Raw genomic sequence first — 23,084 nt, forward strand, 5'->3', positions numbered from 1 at the left:
TGTCAATGATGTCCCCGCACGTCTGTCAACCATGTCCCCGGTCTATACACCGGCTGCAAAGAGAAGTAGGCAAGAGAAAGCAGCTCAAACCGCTCATGCTAAGCGGGTCCCGTAGTTTGCAACGGGTAGTGGTGCATCTGGAATCCGTGTTCTCGCACATTCCGCGTTAGTGACAAAGGAGTCATCAGCTCCCACTCCGCACTGCGTGCGTCGCGGACGGGTCGGCATGGGAAACCATGGGCTTCGGTTGAGGTCTGTGGGGGCCGTCGGCTTCGCCTCGGCGACGCGCCTCTGCACTCTCCGGGGAAGCCCCGCTTCAAATGATATGTCGGTGTGCTGAATCACCGCCTCTCCCGCCCCTCCCGCTCCTCCCTGCCCCAATCCCCATCCCAGTCGCGTTCACATCTGCCGTTGGCGTTGGCGTTGCAATCGGAATTGGAATTGGAATCGGGATAGTGATGGCGGTGCAATAGCGAGCCACGCCCCGATGGCGATACGTGGGCGTCAAAACGTAGCAATCGGTTTTATGAACTACTCTTCGGCGCGCGCAGCGCCGCCGGAAGTATGACGCCCTTGTCACTGGCGTATGCAGGTGCACGAACACAGATTCCAGATGCACCACTACCTGTTGCAGACCACGGTGCCCACTTAGCATTAGCGGTTTGAGCTGCTTTCTCTTGCCTACTTCTCTTTGCAGCCGGCAAAGAGAAGTAGGTGCCGCCCCGCACAGGGGCAACGCGAATAGACCACTAACAATTCAAGGAAAGGCCAACGCCCTAAGAACACTGACAACAAGCGCCGCGCAGGCACCCCCCCCCACCGAAGGCAAAAAAACTAAAACCGGCGCCGCCAGGCAATCCCCGCCCGACCGGGCAAAAAACAAACCATACCCCGCCGAGCAGGCACACAACCCAATAGCGCCGCCAGGCAATTTGTGCTTTACTTTTCGGCAGACCCATAAAAAAGAACCGCAAAAACAGCAAACCCGCAGCACCCTAATCGGACCCCACGAGCAGGCAGCTGAAGGCAGGAAAAAACAAAGGTCCGGTTTCACCCCATAAGGAGACAACTTCATGGCGATCAGCATCAGTCTGACGGTGAACGGCGCGCCCATCAGCGCCTCAATCGACCCCAACACCCTGCTTGTCCAGTTCCTGCGCGATCAACTTCGCCTCACAGGAACGCACGTCGGCTGCGACACAGCCCAGTGCGGCGCATGCACGGTCCACCTGAACGGCCGCGCAATCAAATCCTGCAACATCCTCGCGGTCCAGGCCGAAGGCGCAAACATCACCACCATCGAAGGACTCGCCAAAGACGGCGCCCTGCACCCGATGCAAGCCGCCTTCAAACACTGCCACGGCCTGCAGTGCGGTTTCTGTACGCCCGGCATGGTGATGAGCGCGGTCTCGCTCGTCGAGCGCCAACCCAATCTCACCGGCGACGACGTGCGCGCCCAGCTCGACGGCAATCTCTGCCGCTGTACGGGCTATCACAACATCGTCAAAGCAGTGCTCGAAGGCGCCGAAGGCATGAAGTCCGCCGGCACGGTCAACACCAATGCCGCGGCCACTGCGCCAGCCACCGCCTGAGGAGCCGACGATGAACGCACCCGACACCCACCTCATCGGTACTTCCGTCGAACGTAAGGAAGACTATCGTTTCCTCACCGGCAACGGTCAGTACACCGACGACATCGTCCTGCCGCAGCAAACCTATGCGGTATTCCTGCGCTCGCCGCACGCACACGCAAAAATCAACAGCATCGACACCACCGCCGCCAAACAGTCGCCCGGCGTCGTCGCGATCTTCACCGGCGCGGACATGGCCGCGGACAACGTCGGCGGACTACCGTGCGGCTGGCTGATTCACAGCACCGACGGCAAGCCGATGAACGAGCCGCCACATCCGATCATCGCGCACACGAAAGCACGCCACGTCGGCGATCAGGTCGCGCTCGTCATCGCCGACTCGATCAAGGCCGCGAAAGATGCTGCCGAACTGATCGAGGTCGATTACGACGTGCTGCCGGCCGTAGTCGATACCGCGCACGCGTCCGATCCGGGCCAGGCCGCGGTTCATGACGAAGTGCCGGACAACGTCTGCTACAACTGGGGCCACGGCGACAAAGCCGCGACCGACGCCGCCTTCGCGAAGGCCGCGCACGTCACCACGCTCGACATCGTCAACAACCGCCTGATCCCGAATGCGATCGAACCGCGCGCGGTCAACGCAAGCTACTCGGTGCAGGACGACAGCTATACGGTCTACGTCGCGAATCAGAATCCGCACGTGGAACGCCTGTTGATGGCCGCATTCGTGCTGTCGCTGCCGGAATCGAAACTGCGCGTCATCGCGCCGGATGTCGGCGGCGGCTTCGGGTCGAAGATTTTCCTGTACGCCGAAGATGTCGCGCTGACGTGGGCATCGAAGAAAATTCGCCGTCCGATCAAATGGACGGCCGAGCGCTCGGAAGCCTTCGTATCCGACGCGCACGGCCGCGATCACGTGACCAAAGCCGAACTGGCGATGGACGCCGACGGCAAGTTCCTCGCAATGCGCATCCACACGATCGCCAACATGGGCGCGTATCTGTCGACCTTCGCGTCGAGTGTGCCGACCATCCTGTACGCGACACTGCTCGCCGGCCAGTATGCGACGCCCGCCATCTACGCCGAAGTGAAAGCGGTCTTCACCAACACCGTCCCGGTCGACGCCTACCGCGGCGCCGGCCGTCCGGAAGCGACGTACGTGGTCGAGCGTCTGGTCGAAACCGCCGCACGTGAGATGAAGCTCGATCCGGCCGAAATCCGCCGTCGCAACTTCATCCGCGAGTTTCCGTACGCGACGCCGGTCGGCCTCACCTACGATACCGGCGACTACGACACCACGCTAAACCGTGCACTCGAACTCGCGGACGTGAAAGGCTTCGCCGCGCGCAAACAGGAATCCGAAAAGAACGGCAAGCTGCGCGGCCTCGGCTACTCGTGCTACATCGAAGCCTGCGGTCTGGCGCCGTCGAACATCGCCGGTGCATTGGGCGCGCGCGCCGGGCTCTTCGAAGTCGGCCAGATTCGCGTACATCCGACAGGTTCCGTCACCGTGTTCACCGGCTCCCACAGCCACGGCCAGGGGCATGAGACAACCTTTGCGCAAGTAGTCGCGGACCGGCTCGGTATTGCGCTGGAAAGCGTGGAGATCGTGCACGGCGACACGGGCCGCATTCCGTTCGGCATGGGCACGTACGGTTCGCGCTCGATCGCGGTCGGCGGCTCGGCGATCATGAAAGCGCTCGACAAGATCGAAGCCAAGGCGAAGAAAATCGCCGCGCATCTGCTGGAAGCCGCGGCAGAAGACATCGAGTTCAAGGACGGCGTGTTTCGCGTCGCAGGCACCGACCGCACCAAAGCATTCGCCGAGATATCGCTCGCCGCCTACGTGCCGCACAACTATCCGCTCAACGTGCTCGAACCGGGTCTTGAGGAAAGCGCGTTCTACGATCCGAGCAACTTCACATATCCTGCCGGCTCCTACATCTGCGAGATCGAGGTCGATCCGGAGACGGGCGTCTGCCGCATCCAGCAGTTCACCGCGGTCGACGATTTCGGCAACGTGATCAATCCGATGATTGTCGAAGGCCAGGTGCATGGCGGGCTCGCTCAGGGTATCGGGCAGGCGATGCTGGAGCGCTGCGTGTACGACAAGGAGAGTGGCCAACTGTTGTCCGGCTCCTATATGGACTACGCGATGCCGCATGCGTCCGATCTGCCGAACTTCACCGTCGAAACCGCGAAGGGCACGCCGTGCACGCACAATCCGCTCGGCGTGAAAGGCTGCGGCGAGGCGGGTGCGATCGGTTCGCCACCGGCGGTCATCAACGCAATCCTCGACGCACTCGCGCCGCTCGGCGTGACCGACCTGCAAATGCCGGCGACGCCGCATCGCGTATGGTCCGCGATTCATGCAGCCAAACCCCACTAAGATCCTGAGCGGAGCATTCGACATGTATTCATTCGAGTATCAACGCGCGACGGATCCCAAAGCGGCCGCCGCAGCCATCGCCGCCGACAGTGACGCAAAGTTCATCGCCGGCGGACAAAGCCTGTTGCCCACCATGCGTCTGCGGCTCGCGCAGCCGTCGCAACTGATCGACGTGACGCGAATTCCCGCGCTCAAATCGATCACCGTCGATACCGGCAAGGTGACGATCGGTGCCGCCGTATGCCATGCGGACGTCGCCGATCACGGCGAGCTTCGGCGCGTGCTGCCGGCGCTCGCGGACCTCGCCGGGCACATTGGCGATCGCCAGGTGCGCGCGCTCGGCACCATCGGCGGTTCGCTCGCGAACAACGATCCGGCCGCCTGCTATCCGGCTGCCGCGATGGCCTTGGACGCGACCATCGTCACCGATCGGCGACGGATTTCGTCGAGCGATTTCTTCGTCGGCATGTATGAGACCGCGTTAGCACCCGACGAGTTGATCGTGGCCGTCGAGTTTCCAGTGCCCGAACGCGCGGCCTACGTGAAATTCGAGAATCCGGCGTCGCACTTTGCACTGGTCGGCGTGTTCGTCGCGAAGTTCGCAAACGGTGTACGCGTTGCGGTGACAGGAGCGGCGTCTTCGGTATTTCGCGTGCCGGACCTGGAAAGCGCGTTATCGGCAAATTTCACGCCCGAGGCCGCACGCGCGGTAACCGTATCCGACGCCGACCTGAACACCGACATGCACGCGAGCGCGGAGTATCGCGCGCATCTGATTCCGGTGCTGGCCGCGCGAGCGGTGACGAAGGCAAACGGTTAGCGATCCTTGCAGTTTGCGGCTGACGTGCCTCGGCGGAGCGCGTCAGCCGTGTTCGATCACGCACGCGGTGTGGCGCGACGCTCGCGCTCATCCGCTCGGTTCCGCCGACGGTATGAGTAACACGGGCGAGCGCGCCGTTTTGCTCTTCACCATGCAGAGTCAGGAGCACCATGCAGCCTGCTTCAATCGACGACACTCTTGCGCAACTCGCCGCCCAAAACTACTTCGCCAGCCGCGAACTCGCGACCGCGTTGTATCTCGCCCTGCGCATGGAGCGGCCGTTGTTCGTCGAAGGCGAGCCGGGCGTCGGCAAGACCGAACTCGCCAAAGCCGCGGCTGGGATGCTCGGCACCTCGATGCTGCGGCTGCAATGCTACGAAGGACTCGACACCGCCAGCGCGCTCTACGAATGGGACTACCCGCGCCAGATCATGGCGCTGCGTCTGGCCGAAGCTGCCGGCGAGCGGCCTGGCAACGACACGCTGTATCGCAGCGAATTCCTGTTGAAGCGTCCGCTGCTGCAGGCGCTGATGCCCGACGAAAATCATCCGGGCGCGCGGCGCGTGCTGCTTATCGACGAGATCGACCGCGCCGACGAACCGTTCGAAGCGTTTCTGCTGGAACTGCTGTCCGACTTCCAGGTATCGATTCCCGAATATGGCACGGTGCGCGCAGAGCAGCCGCCGCTCGTCGTGATGACGTCGAACCGCACGCGCGAAGTGCACGACGCGTTGAAACGCCGTTGCCTGTATCAATGGATCGGCTATCCCGAGCGCGATCGTGAACTGGAGATCGTCGCCGCGCGCGCGCCGCAGACGTCGGTTGAATTGCAACGGCGTGCGGTCGATTTCGTGCATCGACTGCGCGGCATGGATCTGTTCAAGGCGCCTGGTATCGCCGAAACGATCGACTGGTGCCGCGCTTTGGAAGCGTTGTCGGTAACGGAACTCGATCCGCAATCGGTGCAGAACACCCTGGGTGTGCTGCTCAAGTATCAGGACGATCTGGCGCGCATCGACGCCGCACAGATCGCGCAATGTCTCGCGACGCCGGGATAACGGCGATGACCGCCTCCGCCGATACTTCGAGCGCGTCGGCCGCGCCGATCGATACGCCCACACTCGCGCACAACGTCGTCCACTTTGTGCGCGTGTTGCGCGGCGCGGGCTTGCCGATGTCGCCGGCGCAAGCCGTCGACGCACTCGCCGCGTTGCACTGGATCGACCTCGGCCGGCGCGACGATGTGCGCGCCGCGCTCGCCACGCTATTGGTCTCCGCGCCGGACGAACGCGACCTCTTCAACGCCGCCTTCGATCTGTTCTGGCGCGACCCGGATTGGGAAGGCAAGCTGCGCGCGCTGCTGCTGCCGAAAGTCCGCGATGGGTTGCCGCCACCCAAACGCAACAACCGTCTCGCCGACGCGCTTGCCGTGCGCACGCCACCCTCGCCGCACAGCAAGGCGCCACAGGAAACCGAACAACACGAACTACGCGCGCACGTCACGTTCAGTGCTGAAGAGCGGCTACGTCATCGCGATTTCGAAACGCTTTCCGCTGACGAATGGCGGACTTTGCGGCATCTGATCCGCGGCCAGCGTCTGCCGCTTGCCACCGAGCCGACGCGCCGCCTGAAGGCCGCGTCGCACGGCACGCATGCCGATTTGCGCGCGAGCGCACGGCAAGCGGTACGCGCCGGTGGCGACTGGACGGTGTGGAAGTATCGCGCGGTAGTGGAACGCAAACCGCCGCTCGTGTTGCTGCTGGATATCTCCGGCTCGATGAGCAGCTATTCGCGCGCCGTCCTGTACTTCTGCCACGCGCTTCTGCAATCGCGTGAGCGCCTGCAGGTGTTTCTTTTCGGCACCCGCCTGACCAACGCGACGCGCGCGCTGCGCGAGCGCGATCCCGACGTGGCGATCGCGACGCTCACCGATCAGGTGGTCGACTGGTCGGGTGGCACGCGGATCGGCGCGGCGCTTGCCGAATTCAACCGGCGCTGGGCACGTCGCGTGCTGACCGGCAGAGCCACGGTGCTGCTCGTCACCGACGGCCTGGATCACGAAGCGATCGACGTGCTCGACACCGAAATGGCCCGCCTGCGCCGCTTCGCACACCGTATCGTGTGGCTCAACCCGCTGCTGCGTTTCAGCGGTTTTTCACCGAAAGCGCGCGGCGTGCAGGCGATCCTGCCGTACGTCGACGCACATCGCCCGGTTCACAATCTGGACAGTCTGACGGCGTTCGGCCGCGACCTCGCGCAACTCACGCGCGCGCCTCGTTTGAGCGTCTGCGCCACGACAACTGCAGGAGCAACGCCATGGAATTAAATGAGACCCATATGCTGCCGGTTTCCCAGCAGCGCGCGTGGGATGCGCTAAACGATACCGAAATCCTGCGCGCGTGCATTCCCGGCTGCGAAAGCATCGACCCGGATGGCGAAAACGCGTATGCGGTGGTGTTGAGCGCTTCGGTCGGTCCGGTGAAGGCGCGCTTCAAAGGGCGTATGCTGCTGACCGACATCGAGGCGCCGAACAGCTACACCATCGTTTTCGAAGGTCAGGGTGGTGCGGCGGGCTTCGGCAAGGGCAATACGCGCGTCACGCTCGAACCAGAGGGCGACGCCGCGACGAAGCTCACATACACGGCGACTGCACAGGTCGGCGGCAAGCTCGCCCAGATCGGTTCGCGGCTGGTCGACGGCGCTGCGCGTAAACTCGCGGGCGAATTTTTCAAGCGCTTCGGCGCGCAGGTCGGCGGCGACGCTGACGGCGCGACGGCCCCGGATGACGGCGTCACTGCAGTAACTGAAACAGCGGCGCAAAATACGGAATCGGATGAGGCTGCGGACACTGAGTCCGGCAGCGACGGAACCAAAAGGAAGAAATCATGGAGAGCGTGGATCTCGAAGTTCTGAAGTCCAGTGCACGTTGGCTGGAAGAGGGACATCGCGCGCTGCTGGTGACGGTGGTGAAGACGTGGGGCTCGTCGCCGCGTCCCGAGGGCGCGATGCTCGCGGTGCGTGACGATGGACTCGTGGTGGGTTCGGTATCGGGCGGCTGCATCGAAGACGACCTGATCGACCGCGTGCGGCAAAGGGGTATTGAGCAGACACGCCCGGAGGCGGTGAAGTACGGCATTACCGCGGAAGAAGCGCATCGCTTCGGCCTGCCTTGCGGCGGCACGATCCAACTGGTGCTGGAGCCTTTGACGCCGCAAAGCGGCATTGCCGATCTGTGCCATGCGGTAGAGGACGGCCGTCTGGTGGCGCGTGAAGTCGACATGGTGACGGGCGCAGTACGGCTGGATGCGGCGCTGGCAACCGACGGCGTGCATTTCGACGGCGAGCGTCTGCTGACGATTCACGGTCCGCGTTACCGGATGCTGGTGATCGGTGCGGGGCAGTTGTCGCGCTATCTGTGCAACATCGCGGTTGGGCTCGACTATCAGGTCACCGTATGCGATCCGCGCGAGGAGTACACCGAGGAGTGGAGCATTCCCGGCACGAAGATCGTGCGGACGATGCCGGACGATACGGTGATCGACATGAAGCTCGACGAGCGGTGTGCGGTGATTGCACTGACGCATGATCCTAAGCTGGATGATCTTGCGTTGATGGAGGCGTTGAAGACGCCGGCTTTTTATGTGGGTGCTTTGGGGTCGAGAAGGAACAATCAGGCGCGGCGCGAGCGGTTGAAGGAGTTCGATCTGAACGATGCCGAGTTGGCCCGGCTGCATGGGCCGGTTGGGATTTATATTGGCAGCCGGACGCCGCCTGAGATTGCTGTTTCTATTCTTGCTGAGGTTACTGCGGCTAAGAATGGGGTTTCGTTGCCGACTTTATTGCAGGTTGAGGGCGCTAAGGCAGCGCGGGAGATTGCGGCTTCTGGTGGGGCGGCTGCTTGTAGTGTTTAGTTTTTTGCCTGCGCGGCGCTTTTTGGCCGTGTTCTTAGGGCTTTGGCCTTTCCTTGATTTGTTAGTGGTCTATTAGCGTTGCCCCTGTGCGGGGCGGCACCTACTTCTCTTTGCCGGCTATGTCTCCGGTCTATACACCGGCTGCAAAGAGAAGTAGGCAAGAGAAAGCAGCTCAAACCGCTACTGCTAAGTGGGCACCGTGGCTCGCACAGGGTAGTGGTGCATCTGGAATCCGTGTTCTCGCACATTCCGCGTGAGTGACAAAGGACTCATCAGCTCCCACTCCGCACTACGTGCGTCGCGGACGGGTCTGCATGGGAAACCACCGGCTTCGGTTGAGCGCGGTCTGAGCCATCGGCTTCGCCTCGGCGACGCGCTCCTGCACGTCGCCGGGAACCCCGCCTCAATGATATGTCGCGTACCGCAATCACCGTCCTGGTCACGATCACAGTCGCGGCTGCGATGGGCGGTTGCAGTTGCCGCTCCAATCGCAATCGCGGTGGTGGCGGCGGTGCAATGATGAGCCACGGTCGGTGGCGAGGCGTGAGCGTCACAACGTAGGGGGTGGTTTGAAGAAGTACTCGTCGGCGCGCGCAGCGCCGCCGGAAGTATGACGCCCTTGTCACTGGCGTATGCAGGTGCACGAACACAGATTCCAGATGCACCACTACCCGTTGCAAACTACGGGACCCACTTAGTAGTAGCGGTTTGAGCTGCTTTCTCTTGCCTACTTCTCTTTGCAGCCGGCAAAGAGAAGTAGGTGCCGCCCCGCACAGGGGCAACGCTAATAGACCACTAACAATTCAAGGAAAGGCCAAAGCCCCAAGAACACGGACAAAAGCGCCGCGCAGGCAAAGAAAAAACCCAACTCACATTAACCCACAAACCACAGCGGCAACCACCGAGCCGCCAATCAGCACGACACCCACCACGCGCCGCTTATTCAACTCAGTCCACAGCAAGACACCGGTCAGAGAAAGCAAAATCATCCCCCCCGCAATCGTATCGATCAACAAAACCCACCCAACACTCAACCCCACACCACGATGCAAATTATTCATCGTAGTAAGAAACGAATTCTGCGTGCGTTTCACCGCCACAAACCCATTCCCAACCCAATACTCAGCCTGCACATTCTGAGCAGGCCCAAAAATCCCGACTTGCCAGAACTCCGGCTGCATCGCGCTGCGATCCCCCCATGCCACCGGATGCGCCGGCTCGCGTTTCACCCGCCCCGGCTTGCCGTCGATCTTTAACTCGCCCTTGAGCCACTTCGCCATCTCCATCGGCGAACCCAGTTTCTTCTGCGGTACGGGAAGCTGCATCTCTTCGACCTGCGGCTCACCGGACGACACCTTCAACGGTCCACCCCGATGATTCAGCAAAAACCCCGTCGCGCCAAACATCAACCCCAACACCGCGCCCCACAGGCCGACCCAGCCGTGCACCTTGCGCAACCACTTGATGAAATTCGCCCGCCGCGAACGCTGGCGCCGCGCCGCCTGCTCGGCGTCGTCCATCAGAGGATGGCCGCGCTCCGGCCTATGTGCCGTGTATTGCGTGCCGCCACCAGCAGCAGGTTTCATATCGATTGAATCAGGCGCGTTCACATCCATGCTCCAGGCGCAGCAAGTTAAACCCTCGCCGACGGGCGGCGACGAAGCGCTCGCTCTCACCAGCGGTAAAGGAAAGTTCGAGAAGAAAAGCCGGACAGACCCGGCTTGCGGTCCAGGCCGTCCGGCTGAGAGGCTGGCTGGCAGTCACAGAGGAGGAGAAATGTGACAGAAAGCTGGCGGTGCCTTTCAATTGAGAATGGCTATCATTACACAATTAAGGCATTTGCTCAATCGCAATGCTCGGTATCCGCTTGACATCCAGGCGGCGCAAACCGACTCTAGCTGGCGATCCTGTCAACGTTGCCGTTCCGGATACCTGCCCGCCATGCGCCTCACCTCTTTGGTCTGTCTTGCCGCTCTCGGCTGGCTTGCCGGTGTTCATGGCGCGAGCGCGAGCATCGCGGCCAAACTGGACGATCCCTATACCAACGAAGGTGAAACGCAGACCTTCACCGTCAACGCCGACGGCTCCTTCTCGAAGCTCGATTCGATGACGCTGCGCGTGAACAACGAAGCAGGCGTCGCGCGAGTGGCGCAGCAATACGTCTGGTTCAACCGCAATATGGCGGACGTGCAGATCATCGAGGCCTACACGACCACCGCCGACGGCGTGCGTCACGACGTGCAGCCCGAGCAGATCCGCGACGTGCAGGAAGCCCGCTCGTTCGACGCACCGATGTTTCAGGACATCCAGGAAAAGGTGATCGTGTTCCCCGCTGTCGAACCCGGCGCGCGCGTGCACCTCACCTATCGCAAGACGCAAAAGCAGCCGATCGAGCCGGGCGAATTCAGCGACTTCACGCCGCCCGATCTCGCGCCGACCCACAACTTTCACCTCATCTACGACCTGCCCGCCGGCAAGCCGCTTTATGCCGATGCACGCGGCTTCACCGCGCTTCAACCGGTTACGCGCGACGGCCGCACACGCTACGAATACCGTTACGACAAGGCGCATTTCAGCCGGCTGGAGCGCGGCTCGATCGCGTACGTGTCGTACGGCGACCGGCTAATGGTCTCGACCTTTCCGGACTACGCCGCTTTCGCCGCGAGTTACAGGGCGTCCGCCGCCGACCCGAGCGCGCGCGACTCAGCCGTCACGCGCCTTGCGCAAAACCTCACCACACGCGACCACACCCCGCACGACAAGGCCAAAACGCTGTACGACTGGGTGCGCCGGAACGTCCGCTATGTAGCGATCTATGTTGGGCGCGACTCGGTGGTGCCGCACAGTGCAAGCGCGATCCTCGCGAACCGTTATGGCGACTGCAAGGATCACGTGGCGCTGTACGGCGCGATGCTCGACGCCGTCGGCGTTCGCAACGAGCCGGCCCTGATCAGCAGCGGCTCGATCTATACGTTGCCCAACGTGCCGGGCTACGGCGTCATCAATCACGTAATCACCTGGCTGCCGGATTTGCAGCAATACGCGGACTCGACCGCATCGAATGTCGAATTCGGCTTTTTGCCGTCGTCCGATATGAACCGGCCTACCGTCCTCGTCAATCAGGGGGTGGTCGCGCAAACGCCGGCCTCCGAGCTGATAACGCGCAGCACCGACCTGTCGATCAAGGTCGAACCGGATGGCTCGGCGAGTTTCACCTATCGGCTGGAAGCATCGGGCGCCACAGCCGAACAGGCGCGCGCGATGTTGCGCACGCAGACGCCCGCGCAACGTGAGGACTCGATCCAGGCGGAACTGCGCAGCGCCAACCTGCGCGGCACCGCGACGCTGACCACCAGCGACCTCAGCGTTGGCGACGGCCCGCTGACGATCACGATGAAAGGCACGCTCGAAAGTCTGGTGGTGCCGGGCGCCGCGGCATCGATTCCGGCGCTGACCAGTCTGGCCGGCGGCTTCGAGGCGGGCACCCGCTACTGGCTCGGCGAACGGCAGCGCACGCAGCCATTCATCTGCCACAACCTGGCGCTGCACGAACGCGCGCGCATTACATTGCCTGCGAATTTTCACGTGCTCGAGATGCCGGAAGCGAAGCGAACCCAGGACCGCTTCGTCGATTTCCAGTCGCAGTACACGTTCGATCCGCTCAGCAACGTGGTGACGATGACGCGCGACGGCGCCACCCATTTCGATAGCGAAGTTTGCACGCCCGACGACTTCGCGCAGATGCGTCCCGCGATCGAAGCGATCGGGCGCGACGTACGCGCCGAAGTAATCGTCAAATCGACGCTGGTGGAATCGTCGAGCGTGGCGTCGCAGGCGCCGTAGAACAGCTACCGCTCAAACCGGCCAGAGCGGCCCTTCCTCCATCGCGCCGAGCTGCTCGCGCAGTTCGAGGATGCGGTCTTCCCAATAGCGCTGCGTGTTGAACCACGGAAACGCCGCCGGAAACGCCGGGTCGTCCCAACGGCGCGCGAGCCACGCCTGGTAGTGAATCAGCCGCAACGTACGCAACGCTTCGACGAGATACAGTTCGCGCGGCTCGAAATCGCAGAAGTCTTCGTAACCGGCGAGCAGATCAGCCAGCGCACGCGAAGCCTCGACGCGATCGCCGGGCAACAGCAGCCATAAATCCTGCACTGCCGGACCCATGCGGCTATCGTCGAAGTCGACGAAATGCGGACCCGCGTCGGTCCACAACACATTGCTCGGATGACAATCGCCGTGCATTCGCAGCATGCGAATATCGCCGGCACGCTCGAAGGCGCGCTCGACGCCTTCAAGCGCGAGATTCACCACGGTCTGCCAGGCGGTGCGTACATCGTCAGGCACAAAGTCGTGCGACAGCAGGAAGTCGCGCGGCTCGTAGCCGAACGTGTTGATGTCGAGCGTCGGGCGTTCGGTGTAGTTCTGCGTCTGTCCAACCGCATGGATGCGGCCGATGAAACGCCCCAGCCATTCGAGCGTATCGCGCCGGTCCAGATCGGGCGCACGGCCGCCGCGGCGTTCGAAGATCGAGAAACGGAAACCGTCGAAGGTATGCAGCGTGCGGCCTTCGAAAACACGCGCGGGCACCGCCGGAATCTCACGCGCGGCGAGATCGGCGACAAAGGCGTGTTCTTCGAGAATGGCGGCGTCGGTCCAACGCTCGGGACGATAGAACTTGGCGACCACGGGCGGCCCGTCTTCCACGCCGACCTGGTACACGCGGTTCTCGTAGCTGTTGAGCGGCAGCATGCGGCCGTCGGTGTACACACCGACGCTGCTGAGCACGCTGTCGAGCGCGTCGAGCACGATTTCCGGCTTGAGCCGGGCGAAAGGTACGGCGCTATCGGCGCCGTCCTGTGGGTCGAAATTGTCGTCGTTCATGTCCGCATTGTGCGCCGCGCCGCCGTCAAAGACGAGGACGTCGGCTCACCTTGCGGCTTACAGCCACCTGCAACCACCATGAATCGGACTCAAACCAGCTTCAATGCACCTGTGCGCTAGACGGGCGAACCTGCTCGCCCGTATCGATCAGATCTTCAAGGAAAAAGGGTTCAGTATTGAGATGCTCCGATGTGCCGGGTTCGCCGGCATACCAGGCCACCATAGCCATGTCGCCGAGAATGCGCATGACAATCCCGCGTGCGCCCTGCGGCACCGCGATATGCACCGATCGGACAATGGAACCGATTTGCATGATGTTTCCCCGTTTCTCCCATAGCCGGCTTTATGGTTTCCGCGCCGGTCAAGGTGATGATAAAAGCGCCGCTTCGCCGATAACGTTGCGTACGCACCCAATCTGCTGCGCGTAAGACGCGTGAGAGGTTCGAGTCATTGTTCCCGTTTTGCGGGGCCATGGAAAGCGCGAACTCGGGGCTCTTCACCCGTCGTTTCGCCCTATTCCCATTACAGCGCGCCGGGCCGATGATCTGGGCGTAAAGCGTCGTAACGAGACCATCATAAACCCAGCCGGGGCGATATATCAAAATCATGCCGTCAGCGCGAAAGGAGCGTATTCAGGTCCGCTGACCTCGCGGCACGCGCACCCGTTCAGTCTCTCCAGCGTATCCTTGGCCTCTTTGAGTACTTTCCGCTCCTCAAGGAGATTTTTCGTGACCGCATCGCCGGACTCCCACCGGACTGCTGCTTCGGCTGTTCCTGTTTCGTCTGCTTCTTTTACCTCCGCTGCTGTGCCTGCCGTCCCTGACATTCCCTATCTCGAACGCGGCACGCATGCCTATTGGCGCGCCAGCATCGCACTACTGTTCGCGGGTTACGCCACCTTCTCACTGCTGTATTGCGTACAGCCATTGCTGCCTGCATTATCTACGGCGTTCAACGTAACGCCGGCACAAAGCAGCTTGTCGCTGTCACTGACGACAGCCGCGCTCGCGCTCGCCATATTTATCGCCGGTTTCGTCTCGGAAGGCTGGAGCCGTCACAAGCTGATGACGGCATCGCTCACGCTGTCGGCGCTGCTGACGATCGGCGTGTCGATCGCGCCGCACTGGCATCAATTGCTCGTGTTGCGCACGCTCGAGGGCCTCGCGCTCGGTGGCGTGCCCGCCGTCGCGATGGCGTACCTCGCGGAAGAAGTACACCCGGATGGACTCGGTCTGGCGATGGGGCTGTATGTCGGTGGCACAGCGATCGGCGGGATGGCTGGGCGTGTGATCACCGGCGTGGTCGCGGATCTGTTTTCGTGGCGCGTGGCAATCGGTACGATCGGCGTACTCGGCATTTTGTCGATGCTCGCGTTTCGCGCTTTGCTGCCGCCGTCGCACCATTTCGTACCGCGTCGCGGGCTCGGCTTTTCCCATCACCGCACCGCCCTGCTCAAACAATTCACGCGACCCGGCTTGCCGTTGCTGTTTCTGCTCGGCTTCGTGCTGATGGGCAGCTTCGTCACGCTCTACAACTACATCGGTTACCGGCTGCTCGCGCCGCCGTATCTGCTGAGTCAGACGGAGATCGGTGCGATTTTCGTCGTCTATCTGACGGGCGTGGTTGCCTCGCCGTGGTCGGGCCGCATGGCCGACACCTTCGGCCGGGCGCGCGTGCTGACCGCCAGCTTGCTGCTGATGGCATGTGGACTCGTGCTCACGATGCTGCATCCGCTGGCAGCCATTGCGACCGGCATTGCTTTCGTGACGTTCGGCTTTTTCGCCGGACACTCGGTGGCGAGCGGCTGGGTCGGACGCCTCGCCAAGGAAGCCAAAGGCCAGGCGGCCGCGCTGTATCTGCTCGCGTATTACATCGGTTCGAGCGTGGTCGGTTCTTATGGCGGGCGCGTATGGGCAAGTGATGGCTGGAACGGTGTCGCCGGACTGGTCGGCGTGCTGCTTGTCGTAGGCCTCGTTGCGGCCACGCGCCTGCGTCAACGCGAACGGATCACGGTATGAGGGAACGCTGCTAATCGGCTTTGGGGAAACATGGCCTGGACGCAGCGTGAAACGTGGCCTGCATGGGGTGTACCCCAGTCAGGCGAGAACTATCCGCAGCGCATCGAACAAGCCTGGAAAGTAAGGCCTGTGTAAGCAAACACTTCACTTTTTACGGGGTTTTTGCTGCAACGCGCCAATCGCGGCGGCCCTTGCGGTACTGGGTTCAGCAGTCTGCGAAGACGCGCTGCAGCGCCGCAAGACGTTGTTATGTTGATCTAACCGTCGCCTATACTCGAATCGACCGTTGGCAGTGCATGACTCCAGAAATCGAGCCGCTGCCCGCGTTGGAATTACATAAGGAGACGGGTATGACGACCTACTTCACGATTGGCGATTTAATCCTGGTCATTCCGATGGCGCTGGCCGGTGCCCTGTTTGTCGGCGCGCTCCCCTGCAAGACGGAATTTCGGCACAACGCGTTACGCGTGCTTGGCGCGCTAATCGGCGTGGTGTTCGCGGTCGTGCTGGTCGAAGGCTTGCCTGCGCTAGTGTAACGGGGTCCGGCGAAGGCGGTCTGTGCGCTTCGCCGATGGTTCGGTCGACTGAACGCAGTCGCTTCGGCCATTGCGCGGGAAGCGTGTGCGCTTGAACTGCGTTGAAAAAAGCCGCCTCACGGGCGGCTTTCTTCGTTTCTAAGGCGTGTCTCTAACTACGACCTGAAACGCCACGGGATCAGATCGCCTGATCCGTCGACGGTTTTTCCCACAGGTTAATGCCGCCTTCGGTCGCGTAGCGATCGATCTCCGCCAGCTCCTCCTTCGAGAACGCGAGGTTCTTCAGCGCGCCGACGTTCTCACGCACCTGCTCCGCGCGGCTTGCACCGATCAGCACCGACGTGACGCGCGGATCGCGCAGCGCCCAGGCGAGCGCCATCTGCGCGAGGCTTTGTCCGCGACGCTGCGCGATGTCGCTGAGCTTGCGCACGTGCTCGATGTTTTGCGGGCTCAAATGCTCCTGCTTCAACGAACCGCCGCCCGGCTTGTTGACGCGCGCGTCTTCCGGCACGCCGTTCAGATATTTGCCGGTGAGCAAGCCCTGCGCGAGCGGCGTGAACGCGATGGCGCCCGCGCCGACTTTCTCGAGCGTGTCCAGCAATTCCTGTTCGATCCAGCGGTTGAGCATGTTGTACGCCGGCTGATGAATCAGGAGCGGCACCTTGTACTCAGCGAGCAGCTTCGCCATTTCGAGCGTCTTGGTGGCCGAGTATGACGAAATCCCGATGTATAGTGCCTTGCCCTGCTGCACCGCGGTCGCCAATGCACCGGCGGTTTCTTCGAGCGGCGTATCGGCATCGAAACGATGCGAATAGAAGATATCGACGTAATCGAGGCCCATGCGCTGCAGGCTCTGATCGAGACTCGCGAGTACGTATTTACGCGAGCCACCGCCTTGCCCGTACGGACCCGGCCACATGTCCCAACCTGCCTTCGACGAAATCAGCAGTTCGTCGCGATACGGCTTGAAGTCATCCTTGAAAAGCCGACCGAAATTGGTTTCGGCGCTGCCGTACGGAGGGCCGTAGTTGTTGGCGAGGTCGAAGTGCGTGATGCCCAGATCGAAGGCCGTGCGCAGGATGTCGCGCTGCGTGGAGATCGGCGTGGTATCGCCGAAGTTGTGCCACAGGCCCAGCGACAGTGCCGGCAGTTTGAGACCTGACTTGCCGCAGACGCGGTATTGCATGTCCGAATAGCGTTCTGAAGCTGCTTCGTAAGCCATTGCTAGTGTCCTTGATGTTGAAGTCGCCCGGCGATCACGGGCGTGAGGAAATCACATGCTGCGGGAGGCGTGCAGGTTTTATATTCAGGTATGGGTGAGGCCAGACCGTTATGGTAGCCAATCGCCGTGATGCGTGCAGGCGCCCACTATGCGGGATGGACGACGGCTTGCGGCTCCCCTACACTTTGGCCGATCAAAGCTTAGCGGAGGGATGGGTTCATGACGAAGGCGATTTCAATCGCGCTGATTGTCGGCGGTATCGTGTTGTTGTATTTCGGCGGTCAGGCGTTCAACTCGGTCAGCAGCGAAGTGTCCCGCGTGTTCACCGGATCTCCGACCAACAAGGCGATCGTGCTGATTGTGGGCGGCGTTATCGCGACGATTGCCGGCCTGACCGGGGTGGCTATTTCCGGACGCAAGCGGTAGAGCGTTCATTGCCTGCGCGGCGCCGGACCAACGGACATCCGCGCCGCGCAAGGCAAAAAAACCTAAAAGGCAATTTCGGGCTTGGCCGCCGAGCGAGATCCCGGCAGGGGCACATTGCTCGCCCCGTGATAGGTGAACACCAAAGAAAATTTCACCTGATCGCTGAGATTCTTGCCAGCCGAATGCAGCGTGTTGCAATGAAAGAACACCACGTCGCCGGCCTTCAGTTCGGGCGAAACCGCGGTGCGAATCAAGGCCTGATTCTCTTCCAGATCGGAGCGGAAAAACTTCGCCTCGTCGAAGCGGTCGGACGTGAAGACCGCGCTGTGCGATTTCGGCACCAACCACAACGCGCCGTTATCCACCGTTTCCGACCCGACCGCGAGCCACACCGACACCAGGTCGTCACGCTCGAACGACCAATACCTCACGTCACGATGCCAGCCGGTCAAGCTGCCATAGGCAGGGTGCTTGGTCATCATGCAATTGTGATGCGCCCGCGATAGGCGCGGCTCCTCACCGAAGTACAACTCCATCCAGCCGCGAATTTCCGGCGCGGTCGCCCATTGCGCAAAATGCGGGTGGCGCCCGTACGCATCCAGCAGGCGGCGAACCGTATGCCCGCCCGGCGCGTGTTTGGATTCCGGTGCGCCCGGATACCGCAGATCCGCTTCAAACTCGATCGGCGCCGCCGCTTCCTGCAACTGGCGCTCCGCAATCTGCTTCAGTTCAGCGCAACGCTCGGGCGAAACCAGTCCCGGCACGACGACAAATCCCTGCTCCCGCAACGTTTGAATCTGCTCTTTCTTCGAGTGAAGTGACATGGTGTTCCGTTACTTTCGACTGACTGATGCTCGATTGTAAAACGGGCGCGATCGGACCGTGCGCTGTTTCACCTGTCGGGAAGCCATGACCTTACGCACTACTTTCACGCGAATGGGCGGTTTGCATGGCACGCTGTCAGGGCACGCACGCACGAAAATCGATCGCAAAGGGCGCGACCCCGCAAACACGCACGTCGCGTTCACCCCGTAAAAACCCGTATTCGCAGGGTAAAAACCGACTTTCTGACGTCATGAATCGCGTGTAGCCTGCACACATGTTGATCGTTCCTCCCGCACTTTTACGGCACGCACAGGCCGCCAGGGCCGACTCCGCCGTCCTCCGTGTCCTTTCCAGTCGAATTCCGGGCTTTCGCGCCGTCCATCGCGACACCGCCGTTGGCACATTTGGTGCTCCTTCTGGCGCACACTCCGTCGCGCGACACGTTGCCTACTTGTGAAGCCATGCATACTCTTCTGAGCACCCGTCTTACCCGCGCCGCATTGAAAGCGGCGCGTCCGGCGCGCCGCCATGTCGTGCGTGCACTGCGTCACCATGCCACCCGCACTCGCGCCTTAGGCGAACAATGGCGCGAAGCCAAAGCGGTCGACGGCATTCGCACGTGGTTCCACACCTTCTTCTCCGCACTGCGCCTGCAAGGCAGTTCGCGCCGCTTTTCGCTGCGCACGCTGCTGCGCAAACCGACGCCGCTGCGTCTCACCGCCACGCGCAATGCGCCGGTCGCTGCTCCCCAGAGCACGAGCCGCCGCCCGCGCCGGATGTCGACGAGTGGTAGCACCGGCTGGTTTGCGTTCGCGTTTGCTAGCCGCTAAATCAGCAGGTGAATGAGCCGTTGAGCGAGGCGCCAATTCAGCCTCGAACGGCCCCACGTCAGCATTCCGGCTGCAGCGAGCACATCCCGTTGCGGCGTTGACGCCGTCATCGCCCCACCGTACAGCGGATTCGAAGGCAATAAAAAAACCCCGCCCGGCTTTGCGCCGGCGGGGTTTTTTGCTGAAGCGGACTGCGTGCGCTTATTCGGCGAGCGCGACAACCGGTTCGGTGCCTGCTGCTTCGGCGAGCACCAGAGCCTTATCCGTGGCTTCCCACGTGAATTCCGGCTCTTCGCGGCCGAAGTGACCGTAGGCCGCGCTCTTCTCGTAGATCGGGCGCAGCAGGTCGAGCATCTGGATGATGCCCTTCGGACGCAGGTCGAAATGCTCCAGCACCAGACGCGTGATCGTTGCATCCGACACGCGGCCCGTGCCGAACGTGTTGACCATGACCGACGTCGGCTGGGCAACGCCGATCGCGTACGACACCTGAATCAGGCAGCGCGACGCCAAACCAGCCGCCACGATGTTCTTCGCGACATAACGGCCGGCATAAGCCGCCGAACGGTCGACCTTCGACGGATCCTTGCCCGAGAACGCACCGCCGCCGTGCGGAGCCGCGCCGCCGTACGTATCGACGATGATCTTGCGGCCCGTCAGACCGCAATCGCCTTGCGGGCCGCCAATCACGAACCGGCCGGTCGGGTTCACCAGGAACTTGATGTCGCCCTTGATCAGGTCAGCCGGCAGCGTCGGCTTGATGACTTCTTCGATCACGGCTTCGCGCAGCGTGGCCAGATCGATGTCCGGCGAGTGTTGCGTGGACAGCACGACCGTGTCGATCGCATGCGGCTTGCCGTCGACATAACGCACGGTAACCTGCGACTTCGCATCCGGACGCAGCCAGGGCAGACGGCCGTCGCGGCGCAAATTCGCCTGACGCTCCACCAGACGGTGCGACAGGTGGATCGGCAGCGGCATCAGTTCCGGCGTTTCTTCACACGCATAACCGAACATCAGGCCCTGGTCGCCGGCGCCTTGATCGAGGTTGTTGTCGTGCGCGCGGTCCACGCCCTGGGCGATGTCCGGCGATTGCTTGTCGTAAGCCACCAGCACCGCGCAGCCGCGGTAGTCGATACCGTAATCGGTGTTGTCGTAGCCGATGCGCTTGATCGTGTTGCGCGCGACCTGGATGTAATCGACGTTCGCGGTGGTGGTGATTTCACCGGCCAGCACGACGAGACCCGTGTTGCACAGCGTTTCGGCTGCGACACGCGAGTACTTGTCCTGGGTCAGGATGGCGTCGAGGATTGCGTCCGAGATCTGGTCCGCGACTTTGTCGGGATGGCCTTCGGAGACGGATTCGGAAGTGAAGAGATAGTCGTTTGCCACGTTGCAGACTCCTGTTGTGTGGTTACGGTTGAGTTTCACGTAGCCAGCTTCGGGAGCCTTGAAGCGGCGACGCTTTAGCGGATTACCTTACCGGCAGGGGGCCTATCCCATGGATCGCACCCGCCAGCTTCGCCCCGCAAGTTGTCTATTAACTCGGCGAAGCCATTATTATAGCGACTTCCTTCGATTGTCACAGAGTGATCACCCGTGGTGTATTTCGACCCGTCTTCAGGTTTCTTGAGCAAAGCGTCGCTCGACGCCCTACACGGAGGGGAGGCATGCTAAGTCGTGTTGGTGCCTACCTGGCCATTGGACTGCTGAAATTTTTGGCATTGTTGCCGTACGGTTTCGTTGCGCGACTGGGCGACGGGCTGGGCTGGCTGCTCTATCAGATCCCCAGCAACCGTAAGCGCATCGTCCACATCAATCTGAGCTTGTGTTTCCCGGAGTGGAGCGCCGAGCATCGCGAAGAGATCGCGCAGAAACACTTCCGCCACGCGATCCGCAGCTATGTCGAACGCAGCGTTCAGTGGTTCGGGTCCGCAAAGAAGCTGGAGAAGCTCGTGCAGGTGGATAGCGAGATCGATCTGCTGGATCCCGACATGCCGCCCACCCTGTTGCTCGGCGCGCATTTCGTCGGCATTGAGGCGGGCTCCGTGTTCATCAATCACGCGCTGCGCCGGCAGTGTGGCGCGCTCTATCAGCCGATGTCCAACAAGGTGCTCGACGACGTGGCGATCGCCGCGCGCGGCCGCTTCGGCGCAGACATGGCAAGCCGCGCCGACAGTGCGCGCATCGTGCTGCGCTGGTTGCGCGACCGCAAGCCGGTCATGCTCGGCGCCGATATGGACTACGGCGCACGCAATTCGACGTTCGTGCCATTCTTTGGCGTACCGACCTGCACGCTGACGGCCGTCGGGCGGCTCGCCGGGGTCGGCCATGCGCAAGTCGTACCGTTCATCGGCGAGGTGCTGCCGAACTACAAGGGCTACCGGCTGAAGGTCTTCAAGCCTTGGGACAACTATCCCACCGGCGACGACGACGCCGACGCGCGCCGCATGAACGCCTTCCTCGAAGAGCAGATTCCGCTGATCCCCGAGCAGTACTACTGGGTGCACAAGCGCTTCAAGACCCGGCCGCCGGGCGAGCCGAGCGTCTACTGAGCGGCCTTCGAAAAAAGCGCCCGAACGCTTAAATAAAACGGCGTTCGGCCCACCTGCGGGCGCGTCACTTACAATAGCGCGATGAAACTGAAATTCACCAAAATGCACGGCGCGGGTAACGACTTCGTTGTGCTCGACGGCTACACCCAACCGGTCAACTTGACGCCGGTGCAGGTGCGCGCGCTCGCGGACCGGCATTTCGGCGTCGGCGCCGACCAGTTGCTGCTGGTCGAGAAGCCCACCGTGGACGGCGTCGATTTCAGATATCGCATCTTCAATTGCGACGGCGGCGAGGTCGAGCATTGCGGCAATGGCGCGCGCTGCTTCGTCAAGTTCGTGCGCGACAACGGCCTGACCGACAAGCGCAGCGTGCGCGTGCAAGTGCAGAACGGCACCATCCTGCTGACCATGCAGGAAAACGGCGAGGTGCTGGTGGACATGGGTGCCCCCGTGTTCGAACCGGAGCGCGTACCGTTCGCCACCAAAGGCCTCGAAGGCCGCCGCGAGGGTGCGGACACGCTCTGGCCGCTCGACGTGAACGGCGTGACGCGCTGGATTTCGGTGGTGTCGATGGGCAATCCACACGCGGTGCAAGTGGTCGACGATGTTGAAGATTTTCCGGTCCTCGTCGAGGGTCCGGTGATCGAACGGCATGCACGTTTCCCGCAGCGAGTGAACGCGGGTTTCATGCAGATCGTCGGCCGTAGCGAGATCAAGCTGCGGGTCTACGAACGCGGCGCCGGCGAAACGCTGGCGTGCGGCACGGGCGCGTGCGCGGCAGTCGCTGCCGGCATTCGCCGCGGGCTGCTGGACGCGCCGGTGCAGGTGCACACGCACGGCGGCAAGCTGACCATCACGTGGGACAGCACGCAAGACGGCGCGCCGCTGCTGATGGCCGGCCCCGCAGCAACCGTTTTTGAAGGCGAGATCGAACTGGCCGATTGACCCGCGCCAGCGCACTACCCGATTCAGCGGCCGAGCGATCGGCCCAGGAAGTACCAGACACGTGGCCTCGAACAGGCCTATGAAGAAGCCGATGAAAGGCCGGACGAAACAGCGCTTTCACCGGCCGACCG

General features: G+C 62.2%; 20 protein-coding genes. 14 read left to right on the top strand and 6 right to left on the bottom strand.

Translation table 11 applies throughout. The annotated features are described in order from the left end of the window. Positions 1-1,073 precede the first annotated feature (1,073 nt). The 7 genes from P3T25_RS35360 (at position 1,074) to P3T25_RS35390 (ending at position 8,712) form a co-directional block, all read left to right on the top strand. The gene (locus tag P3T25_RS35360) at positions 1,074-1,592 is read left to right on the top strand and encodes a (2Fe-2S)-binding protein (protein ID WP_154559703.1); all 519 of its coding nucleotides are present in this window, start codon (positions 1,074-1,076) and stop codon (positions 1,590-1,592) included. A 10-nt stretch (positions 1,593-1,602) separates the two neighbouring features. Continuing rightward, positions 1,603-3,981, top strand: a complete 2,379-nt coding sequence (locus tag P3T25_RS35365; RefSeq protein ID WP_171925197.1) for a xanthine dehydrogenase family protein molybdopterin-binding subunit — start codon at positions 1,603-1,605, stop codon at positions 3,979-3,981. Between the two features lie 22 nt (positions 3,982-4,003). Continuing rightward, a complete protein-coding gene (locus tag P3T25_RS35370) occupies positions 4,004-4,801 on the top strand; it encodes an FAD binding domain-containing protein (protein WP_171925198.1) in 798 nt (265 codons plus the stop codon). A gap of 170 nt (positions 4,802-4,971) precedes the next feature. Further along, on the top strand, positions 4,972-5,859 hold the full coding sequence (locus P3T25_RS35375) for an AAA family ATPase (protein ID WP_054037965.1): 888 nt from the start codon (positions 4,972-4,974) through the stop codon (positions 5,857-5,859). A gap of 5 nt (positions 5,860-5,864) precedes the next feature. After that, entirely contained in the window at positions 5,865-7,127 is a 1,263-nt protein-coding gene (locus P3T25_RS35380; protein ID WP_154559712.1) for a vWA domain-containing protein, read from the top strand. Beyond that, positions 7,118-7,714 carry a CoxG family protein gene (locus P3T25_RS35385; RefSeq protein ID WP_171925199.1) on the top strand — a complete coding sequence of 199 codons (597 nt, stop codon included), beginning with the start codon at positions 7,118-7,120 and terminating at the stop codon, positions 7,712-7,714. The genes P3T25_RS35380 and P3T25_RS35385 overlap by 10 nt, the downstream gene beginning before the upstream one ends. Continuing rightward, entirely contained in the window at positions 7,687-8,712 is a 1,026-nt protein-coding gene (locus P3T25_RS35390; protein WP_154559698.1) for an XdhC family protein, read from the top strand. The genes P3T25_RS35385 and P3T25_RS35390 overlap by 28 nt, the downstream gene beginning before the upstream one ends. 869 nt (positions 8,713-9,581) lie before the next feature. Here P3T25_RS35390 and P3T25_RS35395 read toward each other — a convergent pair. Then, entirely contained in the window at positions 9,582-10,322 is a 741-nt protein-coding gene (locus tag P3T25_RS35395) for a PepSY-associated TM helix domain-containing protein (protein WP_168435639.1), read from the bottom strand. A 331-nt stretch (positions 10,323-10,653) separates the two neighbouring features. Here P3T25_RS35395 and P3T25_RS35400 point away from each other — a divergent pair, with 331 nt between their 5' ends. Then, complete coding sequence (locus P3T25_RS35400; RefSeq protein ID WP_171925200.1) at positions 10,654-12,555, top strand: DUF3857 domain-containing transglutaminase family protein; 1,902 nt, start codon at positions 10,654-10,656, stop codon at positions 12,553-12,555. 12 nt (positions 12,556-12,567) lie between these two features. Here P3T25_RS35400 and P3T25_RS35405 read toward each other — a convergent pair whose 3' ends face one another. Together P3T25_RS35405 and P3T25_RS35410 are read right to left on the bottom strand one after the other, a co-directional pair. Continuing rightward, on the bottom strand, positions 12,568-13,596 hold the full coding sequence (locus P3T25_RS35405) for a serine/threonine protein kinase (RefSeq protein WP_154559695.1): 1,029 nt from the start codon (positions 13,594-13,596) through the stop codon (positions 12,568-12,570). Between the two features lie 100 nt (positions 13,597-13,696). After that, on the bottom strand, positions 13,697-13,909 hold the full coding sequence (locus P3T25_RS35410) for a hypothetical protein (protein ID WP_035554043.1): 213 nt from the start codon (positions 13,907-13,909) through the stop codon (positions 13,697-13,699). A gap of 415 nt (positions 13,910-14,324) precedes the next feature. On the opposite strand from P3T25_RS35410, the gene P3T25_RS35415 reads away from it, so the two are divergent. Both P3T25_RS35415 and P3T25_RS35420 read left to right on the top strand, forming a co-directional pair. After that, positions 14,325-15,614, top strand: coding sequence for an MFS transporter (locus P3T25_RS35415; protein WP_372342465.1), 1,290 nt, complete (start codon positions 14,325-14,327; stop codon positions 15,612-15,614). Positions 15,615-15,964: 350 nt separating this feature from the next. Continuing rightward, complete coding sequence (locus P3T25_RS35420) at positions 15,965-16,150, top strand: hypothetical protein (RefSeq protein WP_097390922.1); 186 nt, start codon at positions 15,965-15,967, stop codon at positions 16,148-16,150. 178 nt (positions 16,151-16,328) lie between these two features. On the opposite strand, the gene mgrA is transcribed toward P3T25_RS35420, so the two are convergent. Continuing rightward, positions 16,329-17,372, bottom strand: a complete 1,044-nt coding sequence (mgrA, locus tag P3T25_RS35425) for an L-glyceraldehyde 3-phosphate reductase (RefSeq protein WP_154559694.1) — start codon at positions 17,370-17,372, stop codon at positions 16,329-16,331. A 219-nt stretch (positions 17,373-17,591) separates the two neighbouring features. Between mgrA and P3T25_RS35430 the strand changes: the two genes are divergently transcribed. Further along, positions 17,592-17,798, top strand: coding sequence for a DUF3185 family protein (locus tag P3T25_RS35430; protein WP_266240703.1), 207 nt, complete (start codon positions 17,592-17,594; stop codon positions 17,796-17,798). Positions 17,799-17,860: 62 nt separating this feature from the next. Here P3T25_RS35430 and P3T25_RS35435 read toward each other — a convergent pair whose 3' ends face one another. Then, complete coding sequence (locus P3T25_RS35435) at positions 17,861-18,622, bottom strand: phytanoyl-CoA dioxygenase family protein (RefSeq protein ID WP_154559692.1); 762 nt, start codon at positions 18,620-18,622, stop codon at positions 17,861-17,863. Between the two features lie 462 nt (positions 18,623-19,084). Here P3T25_RS35435 and P3T25_RS35440 point away from each other — a divergent pair, with 462 nt between their 5' ends. Beyond that, entirely contained in the window at positions 19,085-19,453 is a 369-nt protein-coding gene (locus P3T25_RS35440; RefSeq protein WP_154559691.1) for a hypothetical protein, read from the top strand. A gap of 201 nt (positions 19,454-19,654) precedes the next feature. On the opposite strand, the gene metK is transcribed toward P3T25_RS35440, so the two are convergent. Continuing rightward, positions 19,655-20,845 carry a methionine adenosyltransferase gene (gene metK / locus P3T25_RS35445; protein ID WP_168435638.1) on the bottom strand — a complete coding sequence of 397 codons (1,191 nt, stop codon included), beginning with the start codon at positions 20,843-20,845 and terminating at the stop codon, positions 19,655-19,657. A gap of 278 nt (positions 20,846-21,123) precedes the next feature. On the opposite strand from metK, the gene P3T25_RS35450 reads away from it, so the two are divergent. Both P3T25_RS35450 and dapF read left to right on the top strand, forming a co-directional pair. Beyond that, the gene (locus P3T25_RS35450; RefSeq protein ID WP_171925203.1) at positions 21,124-22,008 is read left to right on the top strand and encodes a lipid A biosynthesis lauroyl acyltransferase; all 885 of its coding nucleotides are present in this window, start codon (positions 21,124-21,126) and stop codon (positions 22,006-22,008) included. 81 nt (positions 22,009-22,089) lie between these two features. Next, a complete protein-coding gene (gene dapF, locus P3T25_RS35455; RefSeq protein WP_171925204.1) occupies positions 22,090-22,953 on the top strand; it encodes a diaminopimelate epimerase in 864 nt (287 codons plus the stop codon). The last annotated feature ends 131 nt before the right edge of the window (positions 22,954-23,084 follow it).

The organism is Paraburkholderia sp. GAS32 (genome assembly GCF_050434225.1).
Taxonomy (GTDB): domain Bacteria; phylum Pseudomonadota; class Gammaproteobacteria; order Burkholderiales; family Burkholderiaceae; genus Paraburkholderia; species Paraburkholderia madseniana.